The sequence below is a fragment of the Hyphomonas sp. UBA3195 genome, assembly GCF_002366485.1.
Classification (GTDB): Bacteria; Pseudomonadota; Alphaproteobacteria; order Caulobacterales; family Hyphomonadaceae; genus Hyphomonas.
On record NZ_DEXB01000015.1, the window covers coordinates 1 to 20,997 of the forward strand.

A 20,997-nucleotide genomic window follows, 5' to 3' on the forward strand; every position below is an offset into this window, starting at 1 on the left:
AAACCAATGGCTGATGACGCTGTACAGCGCGAGTCGATGGAATATGACCTGGTCATCGTTGGTGGTGGCCCTGCGGGTCTGTCCGCGGCGATCCGGGCAAAACAACTCGCACAGGAAGCTGGCGAAGACATTGAAGTCGTCGTGATCGAGAAGGGCGGCGAGATCGGCGCTCACATTCTGTCCGGCGTGGTCATGGACCCGGTCGGCCTCGACAAGCTGATCCCCGGCTGGCGTGAGCGCGACGACCGTCCGCTGAAGACCGAAGTCACCGGCGACAAGTTCAAATTCCTCGGCCCGAAGGGCGAGGCAGACATTTCCTGGCTGCCTATGCCGGGCTTCATGAAGAACCATGGCAACTATACTGGCTCGCTCGCCAATGTGGCGCGCTGGCTGGGCCAGGAAGCCGAGAATATGGGCGTGGAAATCTTCCCCGGCTTTGCCGCCTCAGATCTCGTGCTGGGTGAAAATGGCGAAGTCAAAGGCATCGTGGCCGGTGTCATGGGGATCGCCGCCGATGGTACGCACAAGCCGGACTATGAGCCGGGCATGGAGTTGCTCGGCAAATATGTCCTGTTCGCCGAAGGCGCCCGGGGCTCGCTGACGAAGCAGCTGATCGCCAAGTACAATCTGGATGAAGGCCGCGACCCGCAGAAATTTGGCCTCGGCCTGAAAGAGCTGTGGTCCATACCCGAAGAGCAATTCAATGAGGGCTACGTCCAGCACACGATGGGCTGGCCGCTCGATAATTCGACCGGCGGAGGCAGCTTCCTTTACCATTTCCGAGACAATGGCGAGCCGTTCGTATCGGTCGGCTTCGTGGTTCACCTGAACTATGAGAACCCGTACATTTCGCCGTATCAGGAATTCCAGCGCTTCAAGCACCACCCCTCCGTGCTGCCGCACCTGGAAGGCGGCAAGCGTGTCGCCTACGGCGCGCGGGCCATCACCGAGGGCGGCTTTCAGTCGGTGCCGAAACTCTCATTCCCCGGCGGCGCGCTAATCGGGTGTGGTGCAGGCTTCGTCAACGTGCCGCGCATCAAGGGCAGCCACAATGCGATCCTGACGGGCATGATGGGTGCGGAAGCTGCCTATGAAGCCATCAAGGCTGGCCGTCAGGGCGACGTGCTGACCTCATACGAGGACGCCTACAAGGCTTCTTCGGTCTACAAGGAGCTGAAGCAGGTGCGGAACGTGAAGCCGCTCTGGTCCAAGCTGGGAACGGCGATCGGTATTCCGATGGGCGGCCTCGAAATGTGGATTTCCAGCCTGTTCGGCGGCTTCTCCTTCTTTGGTACGCTGAAGCATGGCAAGACGGATGCAGCCGCGCTGAAGCCAGCCAAGAAGTTCAAGCCGATCGACTATCCGAAGCCGGATGGCAAGATCAGCTTCGACAAGCTGACCAATGTATCCTTCACCAATACCTATCACGGCGAAGACCAGCCCGTTCACCTTGTCGTGAAGGACATGGCGCTTCAGAAGTCTTCCGAGCATGATGTCTATGCTGGCCCATCGGCGCGTTACTGCCCGGCAGGCGTCTATGAGTGGATTGAGGAGGGCGGCGAACTGAAGTTCCAGATCAACTCCCAAAACTGTATTCACTGCAAGACTTGCGACATCAAGGATCCAAATCTGAACATCAATTGGACCGTGCCCGAAGGTGGTGGCGGCCCGGCCTATCCGAACATGTAATCAGGGCTTCAAGCCTTATGGTTTCCGGAAAGCGCGATGGGGTTAACCCTGTCGCGCTTTCTCCATTTCGCGCCTTGCTCTTGCCGCATCGGACTGCTTCACTCGGCGTCAAAGCGAACCCGAAGTGAGCCATTCATATGCGCCCAAGACTAACCCTTACTGCCTCTATCCTGACCCTTTCGCTCGCCCTTGGGGCCTGCGCCACAGAGCCCGCGCCTGCCTTGCAGCAGGTCGAGGCCGAAGTGCCGATCGCTCAAAGCGCTGTGCCACTCTCCCCGGCGGCCCGCGCCACGGCCGTGATAGGGGCAAACGGCAAGCCGGTCGGTATTTCCGCGTATCCGGCGCCGCTGGATGCGGTGAAGGCCGGTGACATGGCCGCCTTCCTTCAGATGACCTCCGGCCTGTCGCAGGAAGACCGCGATGTCAGTCCACTATTTGATGCCTTCCTGGCGCTGGACCGGGCGGCTGACGGCGACACGGTTGCGGCGCGCAACATATTGAAGACCTCCAACAGCCAGAGCGATGAAGAGGGCGAGACCGGCTTTTACGCCTTTCTTGATGCGTGGTTGCTCGCCATGGACGGGCGTCCGGATGAGGCGATCGAGCGCCATCGCGGTGCTGCGGGGGCCATGCCCGGTCTGACGGGAGACCTGTCCCTTGCCGCCATGCTGGAAGCATCGGGACGGCCAGAACAGGCGCTCGCGGTCTATGAGTTCATGACACCCGCCGAGATCGAGGCGCCGGAACATCAGTTTGACCCAAAGGGCCTGCTCTATAGCCACGTCCGCACGGTAATTTCGCGCCATGCCCTGTTGTTGCAGCGGCTTGGTCGGATTGAGGAGTCCAAGGCGGTCTACCAAAAGCTGGCTGATGCAGAGCCTGAAGAGGCGATCAGCTACGCAGCCGCCATTGAAAGCCTCGAGACCGGAAAAAATCTCGACAATGAACCCCTGGATGTGCCGGCTGCATTTGCGCAGTCGCTGGCGGATGTGTCGCGCGCCCTGCAGGAGCAGCGCATTATTCGCACGATCATGATGGGTGGCAGGATTGAGGGATTTGATGACCAGCGCTCGGCCTTTGATCAGGTCGCATTGCTGATAAATCCGAAAGATGAAGGGCTGCGTGCCGCCGTCATCGACCAGCTTTACGAAAGCGCGCTGTATGATGGCGTGGCTCATGTTGCGCTGAGCGCACCGCAAGAGACGGCCTCACTGCAGATCGCGGCCGGACAGGCGCTGATCATGTCGGGTGATGAGGCAGGAGCGCGGGCTGCGGTGGCGCGCGCGCTGGAAATCACGGATGAAGATGACCGCCTGCGGACGCTGTATGGTGCGCTGCAGTTGCGCACCTTGCTGAATGATCAGAATGGTTCGTCCGAATTGGTGGACGAGGTGATTTCGTTGGCCTCGAACCAGGCGGAGCGCGCCTCTGCTCATGGTCTCGCTGCTGAGATCAAGGGCCAGTTTGGCGACCTGGAAGCCGCTGCCGTACACGCGGCGAAGGCCCGTGAACTGGATGATACGCATGATCGGCGCATGGCGCTGGCTAACTCTCTGGGCAAGATTGGCGAGGTCAATCAGGCGCTGACCATTCTGCGCACCGAGTTGCTGGGCCGACCAAACGATCCCTACACGTTGAATTCGCTCGGGTATTTTCTGATCGAGTATACCGACAAGCATGAAGAAGGCTTCAAGGTGCTTTACCGGGCACGTTCGCTGGCCGAGCGCGATCCCTACATTACGGACTCGCTTGGCTGGGCCTATTTCAAGATGGGGCACCTGAAGGATGCCCAGCGGCTGATCGAACAGTCTCGCGCGGAGCTGAAACCCCACAAGCACTGGGAAATCGAAACGCACCTTGGCGACATCTACTGGCATCAAGGCAAGAAGGAAGAGGCGCGCGAAGCCTGGCAAAACGCGATCGACAATCGTCCGCCGGCCAGGGAGCGAGCGGAGCTGGAAGCCAAGTTGGCGGATGGCCTCTCGTCTCCGAGACCCGAGCGCCGGCCATTGCCTAGCGTCTCCATCGGGGACGGGGAGATTGACCGGCAGGATATCTGACTGAATTGTCAGGCAGCTGAGACCTTTTACCGGCCCCCGACGCGCCTTACTATTGCCGGATATCAATGCGATTCCGCGATGCGAACGCTGACGGGAAAACTATGTCGAATCATATGAATCCTCACATGCAGGAACCTGAACCAAAGCGCCGGTTTCTGCCCGGCCCCCCTTGGGTTTGGGTTTGGGCCCGCCGCCTGGTCATTCTGGGCTTCGTGCTTGCAGCGCTCGGTTTCGTGGCGTTGTGGCTGTATTTCGCAGCCCTTGGCCGCCAAGTGCCGTCCATCGCCAAGCTGAAGCAATATGAGCCGCCGATTACGTCGCGGGTCCATGCGGGTGATGGCACGCTGATCGCCGAATTTGCAGACCAGCACCGGGTGTTTGTTCCGTATGAATCCATCCCGAACCATGTCGTGTACGCATTCGTGTCGGCCGAGGACAAGAGTTTCTTCACGCATGGCGGGCTCGATTATAAAGGTATTGTGCGCGGTGGGCTGAACTCTGCAAAGAACAAGATCACCCGGTCCGGTGGGCTTGAAGGTGGTTCAACGATCACCCAGCAGGTCGCCAAGAACATGCTGCTGACACGCGACCAGAACCTGACCCGGAAGGCCAAGGAAGCGATCATCGCACAGCGCATGGAGAAGGAATTCTCCAAGGAAGAGATTCTGGAACTCTATCTCAATGAAATCTATCTCGGATATCGCTCATACGGTGTCGGCTCGGCGGCGCTGAACTATTTTGACAAGTCACTGCCGGAACTCGACCTCTCGGAAGCTGCGATCCTCGCATCGCTGGCCAAGGCACCTTCGTCGGTGAACCCCTATAGTCGTCCCAAGCGCCTGCTTCAGCGCCGGAACTATGTTTTGCGCCGTATGGTCGAGGATGGCTACATCACGCGCGAAGAGGCCGACGAAGCTGTTGCAAAGCCACTGACAACGACGCGTCGCCTGAAAGGGCCGGAATATGCGGCAGCGACCTATTTCGTACAGGAGCTGCGCCGGGACCTGATCAAGTCATATGGTGAAGACACGCTCCAGCAAGGCGGGCTTTCCATTCGTTCAACCATCGACACCAAGCTGCAGCTGGCCGCGCAAGATGCGTTGCAGAACGGTTTGATTGCTTATGACCGTCGTCATGGTTGGCGTGGCCCTGTCACGACATTGGACCCGAAGGCTGAAGACATTCTCGAACAGCTGGACGATGTGAAACTGCCCGGTGGCTATGGCACCTGGGAAGCTGCGCTGGTTACCAAGCTTGGCTCCAGAGGCGCTGAATTGCTGCTGACAGATGGCGCGACCATCCCGTTGCCCACCGAGGAAGTCGAATGGGCTGCGACTTACAAGCCGGCCGAAGGCAAGGGCGGCCTGAATGTGGGCGACGTCGTGATCGCCGAATTGAAGCGTAAAGTTCTGAATGCCGAAGAGACAGCTGCGCCGGCAGAATTGGAACTCGACCCGGATGGCGATGAGATCGACCAGCCAGAACCCGAGCCGATGATGATCCCGGTTGGCAATGCAATATTGCGGCAGGTGCCGGAGGCGGATGGTGCGCTGGTCGCGCTGGACCCGCATACCGGACGCATCCTGGCAATGCAGGGCGGGTATTCTTTCTTCAAGTCGAGCTATAATCGGGTCACGCAATCGAAGCGTCAGCCGGGCTCGAGCTTCAAGGCGTTTGTCTACGCGGCTGCCCTGGAAAAAGGTTATACGCCGGCCAGCCGGATGCTGGATGCCCCCTTCGTGGCGTTCGACGTGTCCACAGATGATTATTGGCGCCCATCAAACTATACCGAAGGGCGCACCTACGGCATGGTCACGTTGCGCATTGCGCTCGAGAAATCGCTAAACCTTGTCACGGCGCGCGTTGCGCAGGACATCGGCATGGATGCTGTGTCTGACCTTGCCGAACGCATGGGCGTCTATGAAGACCTGCCACCTTATCCAGCCATGTCGCTGGGCGCCGGGGATGCCTATCTGATCGACATGGCGCGTGGCTATGCGGGCTTTGTGAATGGTGGCCGGAAGATCAACCCAACCCTTCTGGACCGGGTGCAGGACCGTCATGGCCGCACCTTGTTCCAGCATGACGAGCGTCCGTGCGAAGATTGTCATGCTGAAGTTTGGAACGGCGGGGAACCGCCTCAACTTGAGGAAGTTGGCGAGCAGGTTCTGGACCCGATCGTGGCCTACCAGGTGACGCATATGCTGGAAGGCGTGGTCGAACGCGGGACAGGCCGCCGGGCCAGAAGGGTTGGCAAGCCGCTGGCTGGCAAGACCGGTACGACAGATGAGTATCGCGACGCGGTGTTCATGGGCTATTCTCCGGACCTCGTCGTCGGTGTTCGCGTCGGCTTCGATGACAACCGTTCGCTTGGCGAGGGGGAGGCTGGCGGTTCGGTTGCTGCGCCGATCTTCACCGAATTCATGGAAAAGGCGCTGGCAGATGATCCGGCCATTCCGTTCCGTATTCCGCCTGGCGTACGCCTCGTGAAAATCGATGCGCGCACGGGTGAACTGCCCGGACCGGACACGGCAGTCATCATTGATGAAGCCTTCCGGCCCGGCACCGAGCCCGGCATGAGCGCCTTCCGCGATACCAGCGACTGCCTGTCCATTTCGGGGAATTGCGGAGCAGGTACAGGCGCCGCATCGGGTGGATTCGATCCGGAGCGAGATGCCGGCATTGTGCAGGAGGATCAGGGACTGTTCCCGGGCCAGCCCGGACAGCCACGCCCAGCGCCTGAAGCGCCAGTGGATGACAATCTCGGCGACATTTACTGACAAATCGACTTTTGACGCAGAGAGGCGGGCGCGCTATGCCCCGCCTCTCGCATTTTCAATGACGTGTGCAAATAGAGGCTGATCCCATGTCCGCAGAAATCAAAACGCTTACAGACCAGATCCGCCAGTCCGCCGATTTGCTACGGAGGCGTCTTTGACTGGGATACAGCCACAAAACGTCTCGATGAGCTGACTGCACTCTCCGAGCGCCCGGATTTCTGGGACGACCCGCAGGCCGCCCAGGCCATGATGCGCGAGCGCCAGCGCCTTGCTGACGGCATTGAGACCGTCGAAGCGCTGCAGCGCGAAGCCAATGATGCCGAGGAATTGCTCGAACTCGCCGAGGGCGATGACGACATGATTGCCGATATTGAGGCCAATCTGAAAAAGGCCGCGGCGCGCGCCGAGAAGGCCGAACTCGCGGCGCTACTGTCCGGTGAAGCCGACGGCAATGATTGTTTCATCCAGATCAATGCGGGCGAAGGCGGCACAGAAAGCCAGGACTGGGCCAATATCCTGCGCCGCATGTATGTCCGCTGGGCCGAGGCGCACGATATGAAGGTCGAGGAACTCGACGAGCGCGAAGGCGAGGAAGCCGGGATCAAGTCTGCTACGCTCCAGTTTAAGGGCGAGAATGCCTATGGCTGGCTCAAATCAGAAACGGGCGTGCATCGCCTTGTGCGGATTTCGCCATTCGACTCCTCGGCGCGCCGCCATACGAGCTTCGCGTCGGTCGCCGTCACGCCCGTGATCGACGACAATATCGAGATCGAAATCAATCCGTCGGATGTGCGCACCGATACGTATCGCGCATCCGGCGCGGGTGGCCAGCACGTTAACCGGACCGATTCCGCCGTCCGCCTGACGCACGAGCCGACGGGCATCGTGGTGCAATGCCAGAACGACCGGTCGCAACACCGCAACCGGGACCAGGCCTGGCAGATGCTGCGTTCCAAGCTCTATGAGCTGGAATTGCAGACCCGCCGTTCAGTCGCCGATGCGCAGTATGCAGAGAAAAGCGCTATTGGTTTCGGCCACCAGATTCGCTCCTATGTGCTCCAGCCCTATCAGATGGTGAAGGATCTCCGGACAGAGGTCGAAACTTCCGACACGTCCGGCGTGCTGGATGGCGATATTGATCTCTTCCTGTCGGCGGCGCTCGCCGCGTCGGTAGCCAAGGGCGAGGACGACGAAGCCTAGGCCTTCCAGCGCAACCAAACGGCATCTTGTACGTTCGTCCTGAATGGACGATCTGCTGAAGCTTTCCTTCGACAGCGATGTGCCCTTGGGCGTCATGTCTACGCGGCTGCTGGCAGCGTGTGTGGCGGGCCTGATCGTCGGGTTTGAACGCGAGGTTCGCGACCGGCCCGCCGGCTTGCGAACGCATATGCTGACGGCGCTTGCTTCGTCCGTATTCATGTTGATTGCCATCGAGATGATCCATTCCTTCGGCGGGGATGACGACATCACCCAGCTTGACCCGACGCGTGTCGTGCAAGCCGTGACGGCGGGGGTTGCCTTCCTGGCGGCTGGCACCATCATCCATGGCCGTGGGTCCGTGCGAGGACTGACGACCGGCGCCAGTATCTGGCTCGCAGGCGCGATTGGCCTGGCTTGCGGGGCGGGCTATCTCCGGCTCGCTTTCCTTGCTGTGCTGCTGTCGGTCCTGATCCTGCTGCCGATCCGAATGTTGGAAACACATTGGTTCGGAAAACCCCCGATCGGAAAAGGGGACGAGCATGGGGACAGCTAATCCGGCTCTATGGGAATACCGGATCTGGCCGGAGGCAGTCGTCGCGATTGAGCAGCGCCTGCGGGCCGCGCTGGACTTCGCCGCCGAGCCTCCCCGCACCGACATCTATTTCCGTGTGCCATCCCGCGCGCCAGCCCAAGCCAAATTGCGGGGCGGGGCGCAGTTCGGGATCAAGGAATTGCTGACTCGTGACGGCGGCCTCGAACATTGGCGGCCGGTCGTCTCCTCCCGTTTTCCATTGGATGATGAAGACCGGGCGACGCTGGCGCGTCTCTTTCCCACCATTCCCACAGCGCTGACCAGCCTGGCGGCGTTACGGGAGGCATTGCTCGCGGAAGGAGACGAAGTCGTGGTCGACAAGCGACGTCACATAGCTACCGATGCGGGTGGCCTGCGCGCGGAGATCGCGAAGGCGTCTCTGGGCGGGCAGCAGTATTCGACACTGTGCCTGGAACATGAGAACCCCGCTGAACTCACCCGGCAAGTGGACCGGTTCGGCTTTGGCGATTGGTCGAATGTCAGCTATCCGGACTGGATCACGCGAAACGCCTGACGCTAAAAAAAGCCCGCCCCGAAGAATCTCCAGGGCGGGCGAGATACTCATTTGAAGTCAGACTAAAGAACGTCGAGCATTTCCGCGACAAGTGGATGGCGGACAACATCCTTGCCTTCGAGGCGAATGACTGAGGCTCCGCCGAGTTTTTCGAGCCGTTCGGCGGCATTCGCGAGGCCTGAGAATTCCGGCAGCAGGTCAGACTGGGCCGGATCACCCGTGATAACCATCGTCGAGTGCCAGCCAAGCCGGGTGAGCAACATCTTCAGCTGGGTGTAAGTGCAGTTCTGTGCCTCATCGATGACGATAAAGGCATTGTTCAGGGTTCGGCCCCGCATGAACCCGATCGGGGCAATCTCGATGACCCCTTCGGCCAGCATGTGTTTCAGCTGTCCGGGCGAGAGCCGGTCGGACAGTGCGTCGTAAAGAGGACGCAGGTACGGGGCGAGCTTGTCTTCCATTGCGCCAGGCAGGAAACCGATCTGCTCGCCAGCTTCGACCGCAGGGCGAGACAGAATGATCCGGGCGACCTTGCCCTTCTGCAGCGCCTCGACCGCTTTGCAGACGGCAAGATATGTCTTGCCCGTCCCGGCAGGGCCGAGTGCCGCGACAAGCGCCTTGTCATCCATGGCCTTCATCAGTTCGGCCTGATTCTCGGTGCGGGGCTTGACTGTTTTCTGGTAACGTTGTGTGCGACCACCTTCAGCACGCTGATGTTCTTGCTTCGGGTCGGCATCGTCTGGATGCCAGCCTCGTCCGCCTTCTATGGCTTGCAGCTTCGGGCCTTTGCCGCGGGCACCCTCCTCGAACCAGATATTCGGGTTCATCTCTGAACCTTGCTTCATCCGTTTTGCTGCATTGCGTTTACCCATGGAAGTTCTCCTTGGTTGCGGGCAAGAAAAAAGCCACCGGCGGAATCGCGCGATGGCTTGGCGGAAACTGGGAGGAAGAAAGGGCCATCCGCCCCGTGGGCGGTGTGGCCAGTTCCCGGGAGCGTTCTCCGGGCGGCGGGGTGTGACAAGGTCTGGTGATGACCGTCTCCAACTCCGAATCTGTTGATGATTAGAGTGTACCAAGGTTATCAGAAGATTAAATGATAATTCCGCCCGCGAAATAATGAGGAGACGCAAGACCCATGGCTATTTACGAGATTGACGGAACCCGACCGACCCTACCGGAGAGTGGCAGTTACTGGGTAGCCGACAATGCGCAGGTCATGGGCAATGTCGTGATGAAGGAGAACGCCTCGGTTTGGTATGGTGCCGTGCTGCGCGGCGATAACGACCCGATCACGATTGGCGAGAATTCCAATATCCAGGATGGCAGCGTGCTCCACACCGATGTCGGATGCCCGCTAACGATTGGGCGAGACGTGACCGTCGGCCATATGGTGATGCTTCATGGGTGCACGATCGGCGAAGAAACGCTGATCGGTATTGGTTCGACCATTCTGAACAACGCCAAGATTGGCAAGAATTGCATCATCGGGGCGCACACATTGATTCCCGAAGGCAAGGTAATCCCCGACAATTCGCTCGTCATGGGCGCGCCGGGCAAGGTGGTGAAGGAGATCTCCGACCACCAGATACAGGTGATCCGAATGTCAGCAGTGCATTATGTGGAGAACTGGAAACGCCATCGCAACAGCGTAAAACGCATCGACTAGGCGTCGTCCTCGTCCGGGCGCAGGAAGTTCACGGCGAATTCGGTCTGGCTGGAGCGCACGACGCGGCCCCGCAAGTTGCCGGCTGTGACGACTTCACCAATTGGCGGAGGCTGGAACTGGCCATTGGTCTGGAAGCTGGCGCCCGTGAGGGAGATGTCGACGACCGTACAAGGGATCTGCATGCCATCCTTGCGGCCGATAAAGGCCGGGCCTCCGGTAGGAAAGCGGGCGGCCGCGCGCTGTTCGGGCGCTTCCATCAAATCCTTGTTGATCAGCCAGCTCAGGCGGTCCGCAAGTTTCTTGCGCTTGTGTGGAACGACGTTGAATTCAACCGCGAACCCATCCTTGGAAGTGCGCACGACCGTCCCGGCGACGCGGCCCAGATCGTCGAAATAGCAAATCACATTGGAGCCCGGCACTGGGACCGTAGCAGCCCGCATGAAGGCACCGGAGCAGGACAGGTTTTCGGTTACAAGTTGATGATCTTCGCTGGTTTCATCGAGGAAGCAGCCTTCCAGCTCGAGATCGACTCGCTTGTATTGGCGACGATCCTCTTCGGTGTTGATCACCGGTTTGAACTGCGGCACTGACAAGTCTAGTGCTGGCATGTGGAATCTCCTGAGGCCGTTGGGGCAACCTGCCTGTACTTCTCCATCTAGACTTTACTTACGCCAGCTTCGTTCACAAACTGTTGCGGGAAACAGATGGAATTGCGGAATTCCTTCACCATAGGGTTTAATGGGAGGTGCTCCATTCATGGAGACGTATGATTATGTGATTGTTGGTGCAGGTAGTGCAGGCTGCGCTCTTGCCAACAGGTTGAGCGAAGACCCGACGATCAAGGTCTGTCTGGTTGAGGCTGGTAAGAAAGATAATGCTCTGATGGTAAGAATGCCCGCTGGGGTAGGAAATCTCATCAAAGCGGAGGGCGCTTACAATTGGGGATTCTGGACCGAACCCCAAAAGCACATGAATGGACGCAAACTCTGGTGGCCACGTGGCAAGGGCTGGGGAGGATCGTCCTCAATCAATGGCATGATCTATATTCGTGGACATGCTCGCGACTACGATCAGTGGGCCCAAATGGGGCTGCGCGGCTGGAGTTTCGCAGATGTGCTGCCCTATTTCCGGAAATCAGAGGGCTATGAAGGCGGCGATTCCGCTTATCATGGGGCGAGTGGGCCCCTCAAAGTTTCCGAGAGTCCGCTATCGTCGCCGATCTACCGGGCCTTTCTGCAAGCCGGAGAACAGGCCGGATATGCCAGCACGAAAGATTTCAATGGCGCAGAGCAAGAAGGTTTTGGCCGCTATCAAAGGACAATCCACAAGGGTGAGCGCTGGAGCGCGTCATATGGCTATTTGCGCCCCATAGTTGGTGTCCGGGACAATCTCACCGTGATCTCGACGGGGCTTGTCACTAGGATTCTCATGGAGAAGGGGCGGGCGACCGGCGTCGAAGTGGTTGAAGGCAAGGGCCGATTGGCTCAGGAAATCCATGCATCAAGCGAAGTCATTGTCTGTGCTGGCGCAGTTCAGTCGCCGCAATTGCTGCAACTCTCAGGCATTGGCAATCCGGACCATCTGGGCCGCTTTGACATCAAGACGGAGGTGAAATCCCCGAATGTCGGCCAGAACTTGCAAGACCATCTGGACCTGACCGTCATCCATGAGATGACCCAGCCGATTTCTGCCTACTCCATGCAGAAGGGGCTCAAGAAGATCGGGGTTGGTTTGCAGTATCTCATGAACCAGACAGGCGCAGGCGCCGACAACCATCTTCAGGCGGGAGCATTCCTGAAGTCGCGTGAGGGCCTGGAAATGCCGGATCTTCAGCTTCACTTCGTCAATGCCATCATGATGGACCACGCCAAGCACCAGGCAAACAAGGACGGCTATACGGTCCACGCTTGCCAGCTGCGCCCGGAAAGCCGCGGTACGGTATGCCTGGCCTCATCTGATCCGTTCCAGCATCCGGCCATCGATCCGAACTATCTCGAAGCTGAGGAAGATCGCCGCGCAATGCGCGAAGCGGTGAAGATGCTGCGTGATCTATGCTCGCAGAATGCCTTGCGGCCGTTCACAGGCGCAGAGATGATGCCCGGCGAGAGCGTGAAGACGGATGAGGATATTGATGCCTTCATCCGGCGGACCGGCGAGACGATCTATCACCCGATTGGCACAGTCGCGATGGGTGCGGGCGACGACGCGCCTGTCGATGGAGAATTACGTGTACGGGGTGTCGAAGGCTTGCGCGTGGTCGATGCGTCCGTGATTCCAACACTGATCGGTGGCAACACCAACGCACCGACGATCATGATCGCCGAGAAGGCTGCCGACATGATTCTTGGTAAGGAGCCTCTCGCGGCGGAAGAGCCGGAGACTGTGGCTGCCTGATCCTCGAAGAGTTCAGTGCGCGTTGCTTGCGACCAGTTTCAGGGCTGGTTCCGAGCGACGCGTATCCGGGGGCACCAGCATAGCCAGCCGGTGGCGCCAGATTGGTCTGCCCTTGAGCATCGGCAGGCCGCCGAGGGTCTGGTAAAGGCCGAGGAAACGGGTCACATTTCCGTCTACGGAAGACTGAGCCAGCGGCATCAGCGTGATCTCTACTTCAACACGTTGGCCGGTAAGGGTTTCGCCGCTGCCGCGGATCACGCCCGGAGCGCTGTCCAGCCTTACAGCATCCAGCAAGCCCGAGACCATGGACCGGTCGGGACCTGTCCAAAGCGCGAGAAAGTCATGATTCGGCAACGTCCGACCGAGCAGCTGTGATACGCCGTCACCTGCAGTGCGAAAGATCCATGCGCCATCCTGTGTGGACTGGATCATGAAGATATTCGTGATCAGGTCTGGATGGTCGTTCGCACGCGGTGTGCGGTCTTCTTCTGAGGCTGGATCAACGCTCATGCGCTTCCAGGCTTCAAGCATAATACGTGTGTTCGGGTGAATAGACCGGTCGTGCATGAGGGGCGTTCGCTCCGTAAAAGATATCAAAGCCCGCTGGGCCTGCTTCGGAGACCAGTTCCGCAATATCTGTTCCAGTTCCGCTTTCCCCCCGCGGGGGAAATTTCGGGTGCGCCGTGATCAGGTTTTCCCCATTGAGGAGGTTTTGCCGGCTCCAAGGCAGCAATTTTCAGGAAGCGTCATTTGGGGCACGGTGCGCGAGTCTCATCTCGGTACACAGATTGGACGAACTCGAATCACGCAGGCGCGCCCTCGGAGAACTCTCGCGCCGCGATCGGCTGTGAACTCGCTATCTGCTATCCAGAAAGCAGAGCATATGCGGTTTCTTAACCATTACTCATGGTCATGACTTGTCATGAATGGTCATCTGACTAGACAATTAAGTATGGCATCCGTTGCCGTTGAATTCCTCCCACCTACAAAAATCGAAACTTGCTCAAAGGGACCCACACGTGAAATCCAGAAAATTTAGTGTTCTTGAAATGGCTCATTTCAAGTCGGCGCTCTATGTCAGTGCTGGCATTGCTGCATTCGCAACCCTCTCCACGCCTGCCCACGCGCAGGACACCGACCAAGATGAAAGCCGCACGCTCCAGACGGTGACAATTACGGCTACCAAGCGCGAGCAGACACTCCAGGACGTGCCAGTCGCAGTGTCGGTCGTGGATGAGAGCGTCATCGAAAAGGCAGAGATTGTGGATCTGGGAGACCTGCAATCTGTCGTGCCATCGCTGCGCGTGAGCCAGCAGCAGTCTTCGTCCAACACGAACTTCATCATTCGGGGCTTCGGCAACGGCGCCAACAATGCCGGCATTGAGCCGTCGGTTGGTGTGTTTGTGGATGGTGTCTATCGTTCTCGGTCGACCTCGCAGATTTCTGACCTGCCAAACCTTCAGCGCGTCGAGGTCTTGCGCGGACCTCAATCGACTCTGTTCGGCAAGAACGCATCGGCGGGTGTGATCTCGATCGTGACCCAGAAGCCGCAATTTGAGTGGGGCGGCAATGTTGAGGGCACTGTCAGCAACTATAATGGTTACCGTGCTGGCGCATTTGTCACTGGCCCGATTTCTGACACGCTGGCCTTCAGCCTGGGCGGAAACTTCAATACGCGCGATGGCTATGTCGAAGACCTTGGCGACGGCCCGGATACCAATGAGCGCAATCGCTGGGGCCTGCGCGGCGATCTGCTTTGGGAGCCGAATGATGACATGTCGTTCCGCCTGATCGCGGACTATGACGAGATCGACGAAATCTGCTGTGCAGCCGCGAACGTCATCAATGGTCCAACCGGTGCGGCCATCCTGGCGCTGGGCGGAAACCTGGTTGCAGAGGATCCGTTCTCTTATGATGTGGCCTACAATTTCGGGTCCGAGAACCTTATCAAGAATGGCGGCCTGTCGCTGCAGGGGGATTTCGACCTCGGCGCCTTCACGCTGACCAGCATCACTTCCTACCGGACATCCGATCTCAGCACGAACCAGGACTCCGACTTCACGAGTGCCGACCTGCTCGGCCGAAAGTCCGATGATGTCGAAATCGAAACCTTCACTCAGGAAGTGCGTCTGACCTCCAATGGCAGTGGTCCGCTGAGCTGGATGGTGGGTGGCTTCTACTTCGATGAAACCGTCGATATCGAGAACCAACTGCTCTACGGTCAGGATATTCGGGGCTATATCGACATCCTGTCATCCGGCCTCCTGACATCACTGGAGCCGGTTGTCTTTGGTGTCGCGCCCGGCACGTTCTTCCAGCCCGGACAAGGATTCACTGAATTCTATGGTCAGGATGACACGTCCGCATCATTGTTCGGTACAATTGACTATGAAGTCACTGATCGACTGACGGCGACCTTTGGCCTGAACTATACCCAGGTGAACAAGGACGCCTTTGCGAATGCTGTCTCGACTGACACATTTGCGGCCGTGGACCTCAATACCGCCGCGCCGTTCATCACTCAGGCCACGGCTGGTGGCTTGTTGTTGCAGGCGGGCGTGAATCCGACCGATCCTGCGGCGGTCGGCGCATTCGCTGCGGCTTATCCGACGGAGTTTGCGACCATTCAGGCAACAGCAGCCGGCGCACCCGGCGCGTTGCAACAGTTGCAGTTCCTGCCGCCATTCCTGAACTTCCCGAATGCTGTAGAAACCGGCTCGACGGATGATGAGGACACGTCCGTCACTTTCCGTCTGGCTTATGACCTGACCGATTCGATCAATGTCTATGGTTCCTACGCGACGGGCTTCAAGGCATCTTCCTGGAACCTGTCCCGTGACAGTCGGCCAACATCTGCGGATTACGCGCTGCTCGCCCAAGGTGGTTTGCTTGTGCCGAACCTGACCACAGGTACGCGCTTTGCCGGGCCGGAAGAATCGAAAGTCTACGAGTTGGGCGTCAAAGGCGCTTATTCTGACTTTGCGTTCAATGTGGCGATCTTCGACCAGACCATTGAGGGATTCCAGTCGAACATCTTCACGGGCACCGGCTTTGCGCTGGCGAATGCGGGCGAACAATCCACGCAAGGTCTTGAGCTTGATGCGCAATGGAATGCGACCGACAATTTGTTGCTCAGCTTTGCCGGTACGTTCCTTGATCCCGTCTATGACAGCTTCGAGGAGTCGGCGAGCGGCGACATTTCCGGCCAAAAGCCATACGGCATTCCAGATGTTTCGACCTCTACCTCGGCGACCTACACATTTGATGTGAAGACCTATGACGCCTTCGTGCGGGCAGACTGGCAATATGAAAGCCCGTCTGACTATTTCGACGAACCGGCCAATCAGGCCCTGATCGGCGACGAGAAAGAAGTCAGTACGTTCAACGCGTCGGCAGGTCTGACGACCGAGTCCGGGTTGAGCTTTACGCTCTGGGGACGGAATATCTTTGATGACGAGTACATCACCGTTGCCTTTCCGGCCGTTGCGCAGGCGGGGTCTATCTCTGGCTATCCGATCCAGCCAGCGACTTATGGCCTGACGGTTCGCAAATCCTTCTAGGGCGTTAGCCTCGAATCAACAGGAAGCCCCGTCGCTTGCGGCGGGGCTTTTTCCATGCGGCGCTGGTCAGTTCAATCCGGCCGGTAAGCGACCAATGAGACGACGGCAACAACGAGGCAGGCGACCTCGAAGCCTGCAAACATGAGGAAATCCGTCGTTGGGGCATCACCCGCAATCAGGCCGACAATGCGCGCGAAGACATATCCACCCATGTAAGTCGTGATAAACCACAGGGCAGGGCGGACCATGCGCGGGCGAAAAACGCCTGCAATTGCCAGTAGACCTGCGCCAAGGCTGACGCCGCCATAGATCCCGCGCGTTTCATACACCCCATTCGGGCCGCCTGTGATCACGCCCATTGATGAGCTCATGGCCACCGGGTCGAGCAAGGACCAGATTCCGAACACAAGGAACGTCAGGGCAATAATGCCGAGAAAGATACGTATGAACATGCCCGAGGAACTAGATCGGAAGTTGCAGGTGTAAAGGGGCGGTGGCGCGCTGGGCTAGCCGTCGGGCCTATGTGGGCTCTGTAGAGCATCAGGGCGACGATGATCATTCCGCGAATCGGGGTGACATCCTGTTTCAAAGGCCCATCTATCAGTGAGCGAGTGTTTCAGGAGACCGTCCATGCGCCAATCACGGCGAGCGCCCCCCATTATCAATGCGCCTCCCTTTGTAACCGCATTGGCGCTCGCCATTGTTGCAATGCACGGACTGAGACTCATCACAGGCTCCGCGCTGGACCCGCTTTTCGTGGATATAGGCGCAGTCTTCCCGGATCGCTTCTGGGGCTGGATAGGCGGTTCTCCCATTGCTGGAGGCTATGCTCCGTATGGAAATGCGCTGGATGCGCTGATTCCCCTTGCGGGAACGGCGCTGGTTCACGGCAGCTGGTCCCATGTCCTCATGAATACAGTAATGCTGATTGCGGTCGGCAAGCCGGTCTATGCTGTGATCGAGCGAATCGCGCGATCTCGCCTCAGCATCAATCTGGCCTTTCTCGGCCTGTTTGTGGCGAGCGTCGTGGGTGGCTCCGTTGCCCATCTCCTGGCTCACTATCCGGATGGGCCACCGGCCATTGGGGCCTCAGGTGGCGTCTCCGGCCTGATTGCCGGGGCTCTGATGATCCAGAATGGGCTTCCCGTCAGGCTTCTGGACCGAAAATTCCTGACGACGAGCGCGGTCTTTTTTGTCGGCAACCTGATTCTCGCCTTCCTGGGGCCTTCGCTGTTCGGCTCGGCAATCGCCTGGCAGGCCCATATTGGTGGATACATCGCCGGGGCCCTGTTATTCCGGTACCTCGCACGCAATCTCGGACGGGCACAATTTCACGCCTGATCGCGTCATGATTGGAATTATGATAGGCTTTCTGAAAATCAGGCACTCAAAAAAGGGGCCGTATGCACAGGGAGGCAATGGATGACCATCGACCAAATTCTGAAAGACAAGGGATTCGCCATCATTTCGGTGAAGGCCGGCGAAACATTGGCGGCCGCAGCCCGCACGCTGGATGGTAAGCGAATCGGCGCGGTGGTCGCGTTGGACGCTGATGGCACCATCATCGGCGTATTGTCTGAGCGGGATATTGTGCGCCATGTGGCGCGTCAGGGCGCCATGGCGCTGGAATTGAACGTTGGCGACGCGATGACACGCGACGTGATCAAGGTCGAATCGACCACCAAGATAGATGACGCGTTGCAGCTTATGACCGACAGGAGGATTCGTCATTTGCCCGTCATGACAGACGGACGCCTCGTCGGGGTGATCTCGATCGGGGATCTGGTGAAGTGGAAGATCGCTGAAACGGAAGCTGAAGCAGAAGCGATGAAATCGTACCTGTCCGCTCAGTATTAGGGGGCAGCCCCCGTATTCATTGGGCTTTTGGGATTGGCCGGCAGGAAGCCGCGACAAGCTTCCGTCTTTTTCCTGCAGTTTTGTGATGAATTCCTGCATTAGGGGGTTGCCGCATCCGGGGGGCGGGGGTACATCGCCACCTCCGCTGACGAGGCCTTCGGGTTTCAGACGCGGGGCCCGGTAACGGCGCACCTGATTGGTTCGGAAGTTTTCTAATCTTCCCCAGACAGAGCTCGATATCGGTTCCCTGAAAATCGCTCGGATCTGCGAGCCGGACATGTTCGGCCAACGGGATCTTTTGCGCTGTAAACATAGCAGGATGGATGGTTAAACATTCTACTGCACACAGCGCAGAAAAGGGTGTTGACGGGAAGAACGGCGGTCCATATAAGCCGCCACTCGCTGACGAGTTCTTCGGATCTCTGAGGCGGCCCGGCACCGGGTTCTCTGAATGGCTTGGAAGTTTCTATTCTTCCCCAATCAGAGCGTCGATGTCGGTTCCTCGAAACGCTCGAATTTGCGGGCCGGATGATTTCGGCAGGCTGGTTCATTTGCGCCAAAATTGAAGCGGAAACGGTGCCTGGCACCTAACTGCAGAAGAGGCGGAAAAGAGTGTTGACGGGAAGAAGGGCGGTCCATATAAGCCGCCTCTTCCGCAGACGACGCCCTCGGGCATCTGAAGCGGGCCCGCTGAAAAGCTCACCTGATTGGTGAAAAAGTTCTTGAACTTTTCGTCGAACAGGGGCTATATATGCGGTTCCTCGAAACGCTCGAATTTGCGAGCCGGATCTTTTCGGCAAGTGGTTCTTTTGCGCTTAAATTGATGCGGGAACGGTGGTTAAACACTCAACTGCAGAAGGCGCGAAAAAGAGTGTTGACGGGCTAAGCGGCGGCCCATATAAGCCGCCTCTTCCGGACGGGCCCACGGGCTTCTGATGGAGACCTTCGGAGCTTCGGTTCCAGCTGTTTGACATCGTAAGAGATTAGGAAGAGAAACGCAGGCGGCGTGATGGCTTGCGGACACGGGCTTCGGCCACGGTCCAAACGATCACGACGGATGCGTTTCTTAAGAGAAAATTCTTTTTCCATCGGTTGGGTTTCGGCCCGACCTTTGTGACTAAGGGTTTCTCGTCAAAGAACGCAATATTTGATGCTTAACAGCTAAAGTAGCCGTCCATATTCCAATGGATGGTATCGTCAGATCAACTCAACTTGAGAGTTTGATTCTGGCTCAGAACGAACGCTGGCGGCAGGCTTAACACATGCAAGTCGAACGATATAGTGGCAGACGGGTGAGTAACGCGTGGGAACGTACCTTTCACTACGGAATAGCTCTTGGAAACGAGTGGTAATACCGTATACGCCCTTCGGGGGAAAGATTTATCGGTGAAAGATCGGCCCGCGTTAGATTAGCTAGTTGGTAGGGTAATGGCCTACCAAGGCGACGATCTATAGCTGGTCTGAGAGGATGATCAGCCACACTGGGACTGAGACACGGCCCAGACTCCTACGGGAGGCAGCAGTGGGGAATCTTGCACAATGGGCGAAAGCCTGATGCAGCCATGCCGCGTGAATGATGAAGGCCTTAGGGTTGTAAAATTCTTTCGCTAGGGATGATAATGACAGTACCTAGTAAAGAAGCCCCGGCTAACTTCGTGCCAGCAGCCGCGGTAATACGAAGGGGGCTAGCGTTGTTCGGAATTACTGGGCGTAAAGCGCACGTAGGCGGACTTTTAAGTCAGATGTGAAATCCCGGGGCTCAACCTCGGAACTGCATTTGAAACTGGAAGTCTAGAGACCAGGAGAGGTTAGCGGAATACCGAGTGTAGAGGTGAAATTCGTAGATATTCGGTGGAACACCAGTGGCGAAGGCGGCTAACTGGACTGGTACTGACGCTGAGGTGCGAAAGTGTGGGGAGCAAACAGGATTAGATACCCTGGTAGTCCACACCGTAAACGATGAGAGCTAGTTGTTGGCAGGCATGCCTGTCGGTGACGCAGCTAACGCATTAAGCTCTCCGCCTGGGGAGTACGGTCGCAAGATTAAAACTCAAAGAAATTGACGGGGGCCCGCACAAGCGGTGGAGCATGTGGTTTAATTCGAAGCAACGCGCAGAACCTTACCTACCCTTGACATACCGATCGCGGTTTCCAGAGATGGATTCCTTCAGTTAGGCTGGATCGGATACAGGTGCTGCATGGCTGTCGTCAGCTCGTGTCGTGAGATGTTGGGTTAAGTCCCGCAACGAGCGCAACCCTCATCCTTAGTTGCCATCACGTTTGGGTGGGCACTCTAAGGAAACTGCCGGTGGTAAGCCGGAGGAAGGTGGGGATGACGTCAAGTCCTCATGGCCCTTACGGGTAGGGCTACACACGTGCTACAATGGCAGTGACAATGGGTTAATCCCCAAAAACTGTCTCAGTTCGGATTGTCGTCTGCAACTCGACGGCATGAAGGTGGAATCGCTAGTAATCGTGGATCAGCATGCCACGGTGAATACGTTCCCGGGCCTTGTACACACCGCCCGTCACATCATGGGAATTGGTTCTACCCGAAGACGCTGTGCTAACTTCGGAGGCAGGCGGCCACGGTAGGATCAGTGACTGGGATGAAGTCGTAACAAGGTAGCCGTAGGGGAACCTGCGGCTGGATCACCTCCTTTCTAAGGATGTTCACGGATCAAG

General features: G+C 58.1%; 14 protein-coding genes, 1 rRNA gene and 1 pseudogene. 12 read left to right on the forward strand and 4 right to left on the reverse strand.

What is annotated here, in order from left to right; translation table 11 throughout:
* Positions 1–6: 6 nt before the first annotated feature.
* From B2344_RS04950 to B2344_RS04975, 6 genes are all read left to right on the forward strand, one after another.
* Complete coding sequence (locus B2344_RS04950; protein ID WP_290484783.1) at positions 7–1,689, forward strand: electron transfer flavoprotein-ubiquinone oxidoreductase; 1,683 nt, start codon at positions 7–9, stop codon at positions 1,687–1,689.
* 137 nt (positions 1,690–1,826) lie between these two features.
* Positions 1,827–3,749: a tetratricopeptide repeat protein gene (locus B2344_RS04955; protein ID WP_290484779.1), complete on the forward strand. Its 1,923-nt coding sequence runs from the start codon at positions 1,827–1,829 to the stop codon at positions 3,747–3,749.
* A 101-nt stretch (positions 3,750–3,850) separates the two neighbouring features.
* On the forward strand, positions 3,851–6,529 hold the full coding sequence (locus B2344_RS04960) for a penicillin-binding protein 1A (RefSeq protein WP_290484780.1): 2,679 nt from the start codon (positions 3,851–3,853) through the stop codon (positions 6,527–6,529).
* A gap of 86 nt (positions 6,530–6,615) precedes the next feature.
* Positions 6,616–7,729, forward strand: a protein-coding gene (gene prfB / locus B2344_RS04965; protein ID WP_156947800.1) for a peptide chain release factor 2 whose coding sequence is annotated in 2 segments (ribosomal slippage) — positions 6,616–6,684 and positions 6,686–7,729 — 1,113 coding nt in all. Because the reading frame shifts where the segments join, the coding sequence is not laid out codon by codon here.
* A gap of 43 nt (positions 7,730–7,772) precedes the next feature.
* Positions 7,773–8,282, forward strand: coding sequence for an MgtC/SapB family protein (locus tag B2344_RS04970; protein ID WP_206990857.1), 510 nt, complete (start codon positions 7,773–7,775; stop codon positions 8,280–8,282).
* On the forward strand, positions 8,269–8,835 hold the full coding sequence (locus B2344_RS04975) for a hypothetical protein (RefSeq protein WP_290484781.1): 567 nt from the start codon (positions 8,269–8,271) through the stop codon (positions 8,833–8,835). Before B2344_RS04970 ends, B2344_RS04975 begins: the two co-directional genes overlap by 14 nt.
* A gap of 62 nt (positions 8,836–8,897) precedes the next feature.
* Here B2344_RS04975 and B2344_RS04980 read toward each other — a convergent pair whose 3' ends face one another.
* Entirely contained in the window at positions 8,898–9,707 is an 810-nt protein-coding gene (locus tag B2344_RS04980; protein ID WP_206990855.1) for a PhoH family protein, read from the reverse strand.
* A gap of 521 nt (positions 9,708–10,228) precedes the next feature.
* On the opposite strand from B2344_RS04980, the pseudogene B2344_RS15990 reads away from it, so the two are divergent.
* A pseudogene (locus tag B2344_RS15990) lies at positions 10,229–10,327 on the forward strand (gamma carbonic anhydrase family protein); the annotation flags it as partial.
* Between the two features lie 170 nt (positions 10,328–10,497).
* On the opposite strand, the gene B2344_RS04990 reads toward B2344_RS15990, so the two are convergent.
* Positions 10,498–11,109, reverse strand: coding sequence for a PilZ domain-containing protein (locus B2344_RS04990; RefSeq protein WP_206990853.1), 612 nt, complete (start codon positions 11,107–11,109; stop codon positions 10,498–10,500).
* Positions 11,110–11,257: 148 nt separating this feature from the next.
* Between B2344_RS04990 and B2344_RS04995 the strand changes: the two genes are divergently transcribed.
* Entirely contained in the window at positions 11,258–12,895 is a 1,638-nt protein-coding gene (locus B2344_RS04995) for a choline dehydrogenase (protein ID WP_206990852.1), read from the forward strand.
* 12 nt (positions 12,896–12,907) lie between these two features.
* On the opposite strand, the gene B2344_RS05000 is transcribed toward B2344_RS04995, so the two are convergent.
* On the reverse strand, positions 12,908–13,405 hold the full coding sequence (locus B2344_RS05000; RefSeq protein ID WP_290484782.1) for a PAS domain-containing protein: 498 nt from the start codon (positions 13,403–13,405) through the stop codon (positions 12,908–12,910).
* Positions 13,406–13,944: 539 nt separating this feature from the next.
* On the opposite strand from B2344_RS05000, the gene B2344_RS05005 reads away from it, so the two are divergent.
* Positions 13,945–16,455, forward strand: coding sequence for a TonB-dependent receptor (locus B2344_RS05005; protein WP_206990850.1), 2,511 nt, complete (start codon positions 13,945–13,947; stop codon positions 16,453–16,455).
* Positions 16,456–16,526: 71 nt separating this feature from the next.
* Here B2344_RS05005 and B2344_RS05010 read toward each other — a convergent pair whose 3' ends face one another.
* A complete protein-coding gene (locus B2344_RS05010; RefSeq protein WP_290482707.1) occupies positions 16,527–16,907 on the reverse strand; it encodes a DUF4345 domain-containing protein in 381 nt (126 codons plus the stop codon).
* Between the two features lie 178 nt (positions 16,908–17,085).
* Here B2344_RS05010 and B2344_RS05015 point away from each other — a divergent pair, with 178 nt between their 5' ends.
* From B2344_RS05015 to B2344_RS05025, 3 genes are all read left to right on the forward strand, one after another.
* Positions 17,086–17,796, forward strand: a complete 711-nt coding sequence (locus B2344_RS05015) for a rhomboid family intramembrane serine protease (RefSeq protein ID WP_206990848.1) — start codon at positions 17,086–17,088, stop codon at positions 17,794–17,796.
* 81 nt (positions 17,797–17,877) lie between these two features.
* The gene (locus B2344_RS05020; RefSeq protein ID WP_206990847.1) at positions 17,878–18,312 is read left to right on the forward strand and encodes a CBS domain-containing protein; all 435 of its coding nucleotides are present in this window, start codon (positions 17,878–17,880) and stop codon (positions 18,310–18,312) included.
* 1,208 nt (positions 18,313–19,520) lie between these two features.
* Positions 19,521–20,975: ribosomal RNA gene (locus B2344_RS05025) — 16S ribosomal RNA — on the forward strand.
* The last annotated feature ends 22 nt before the right edge of the window (positions 20,976–20,997 follow it).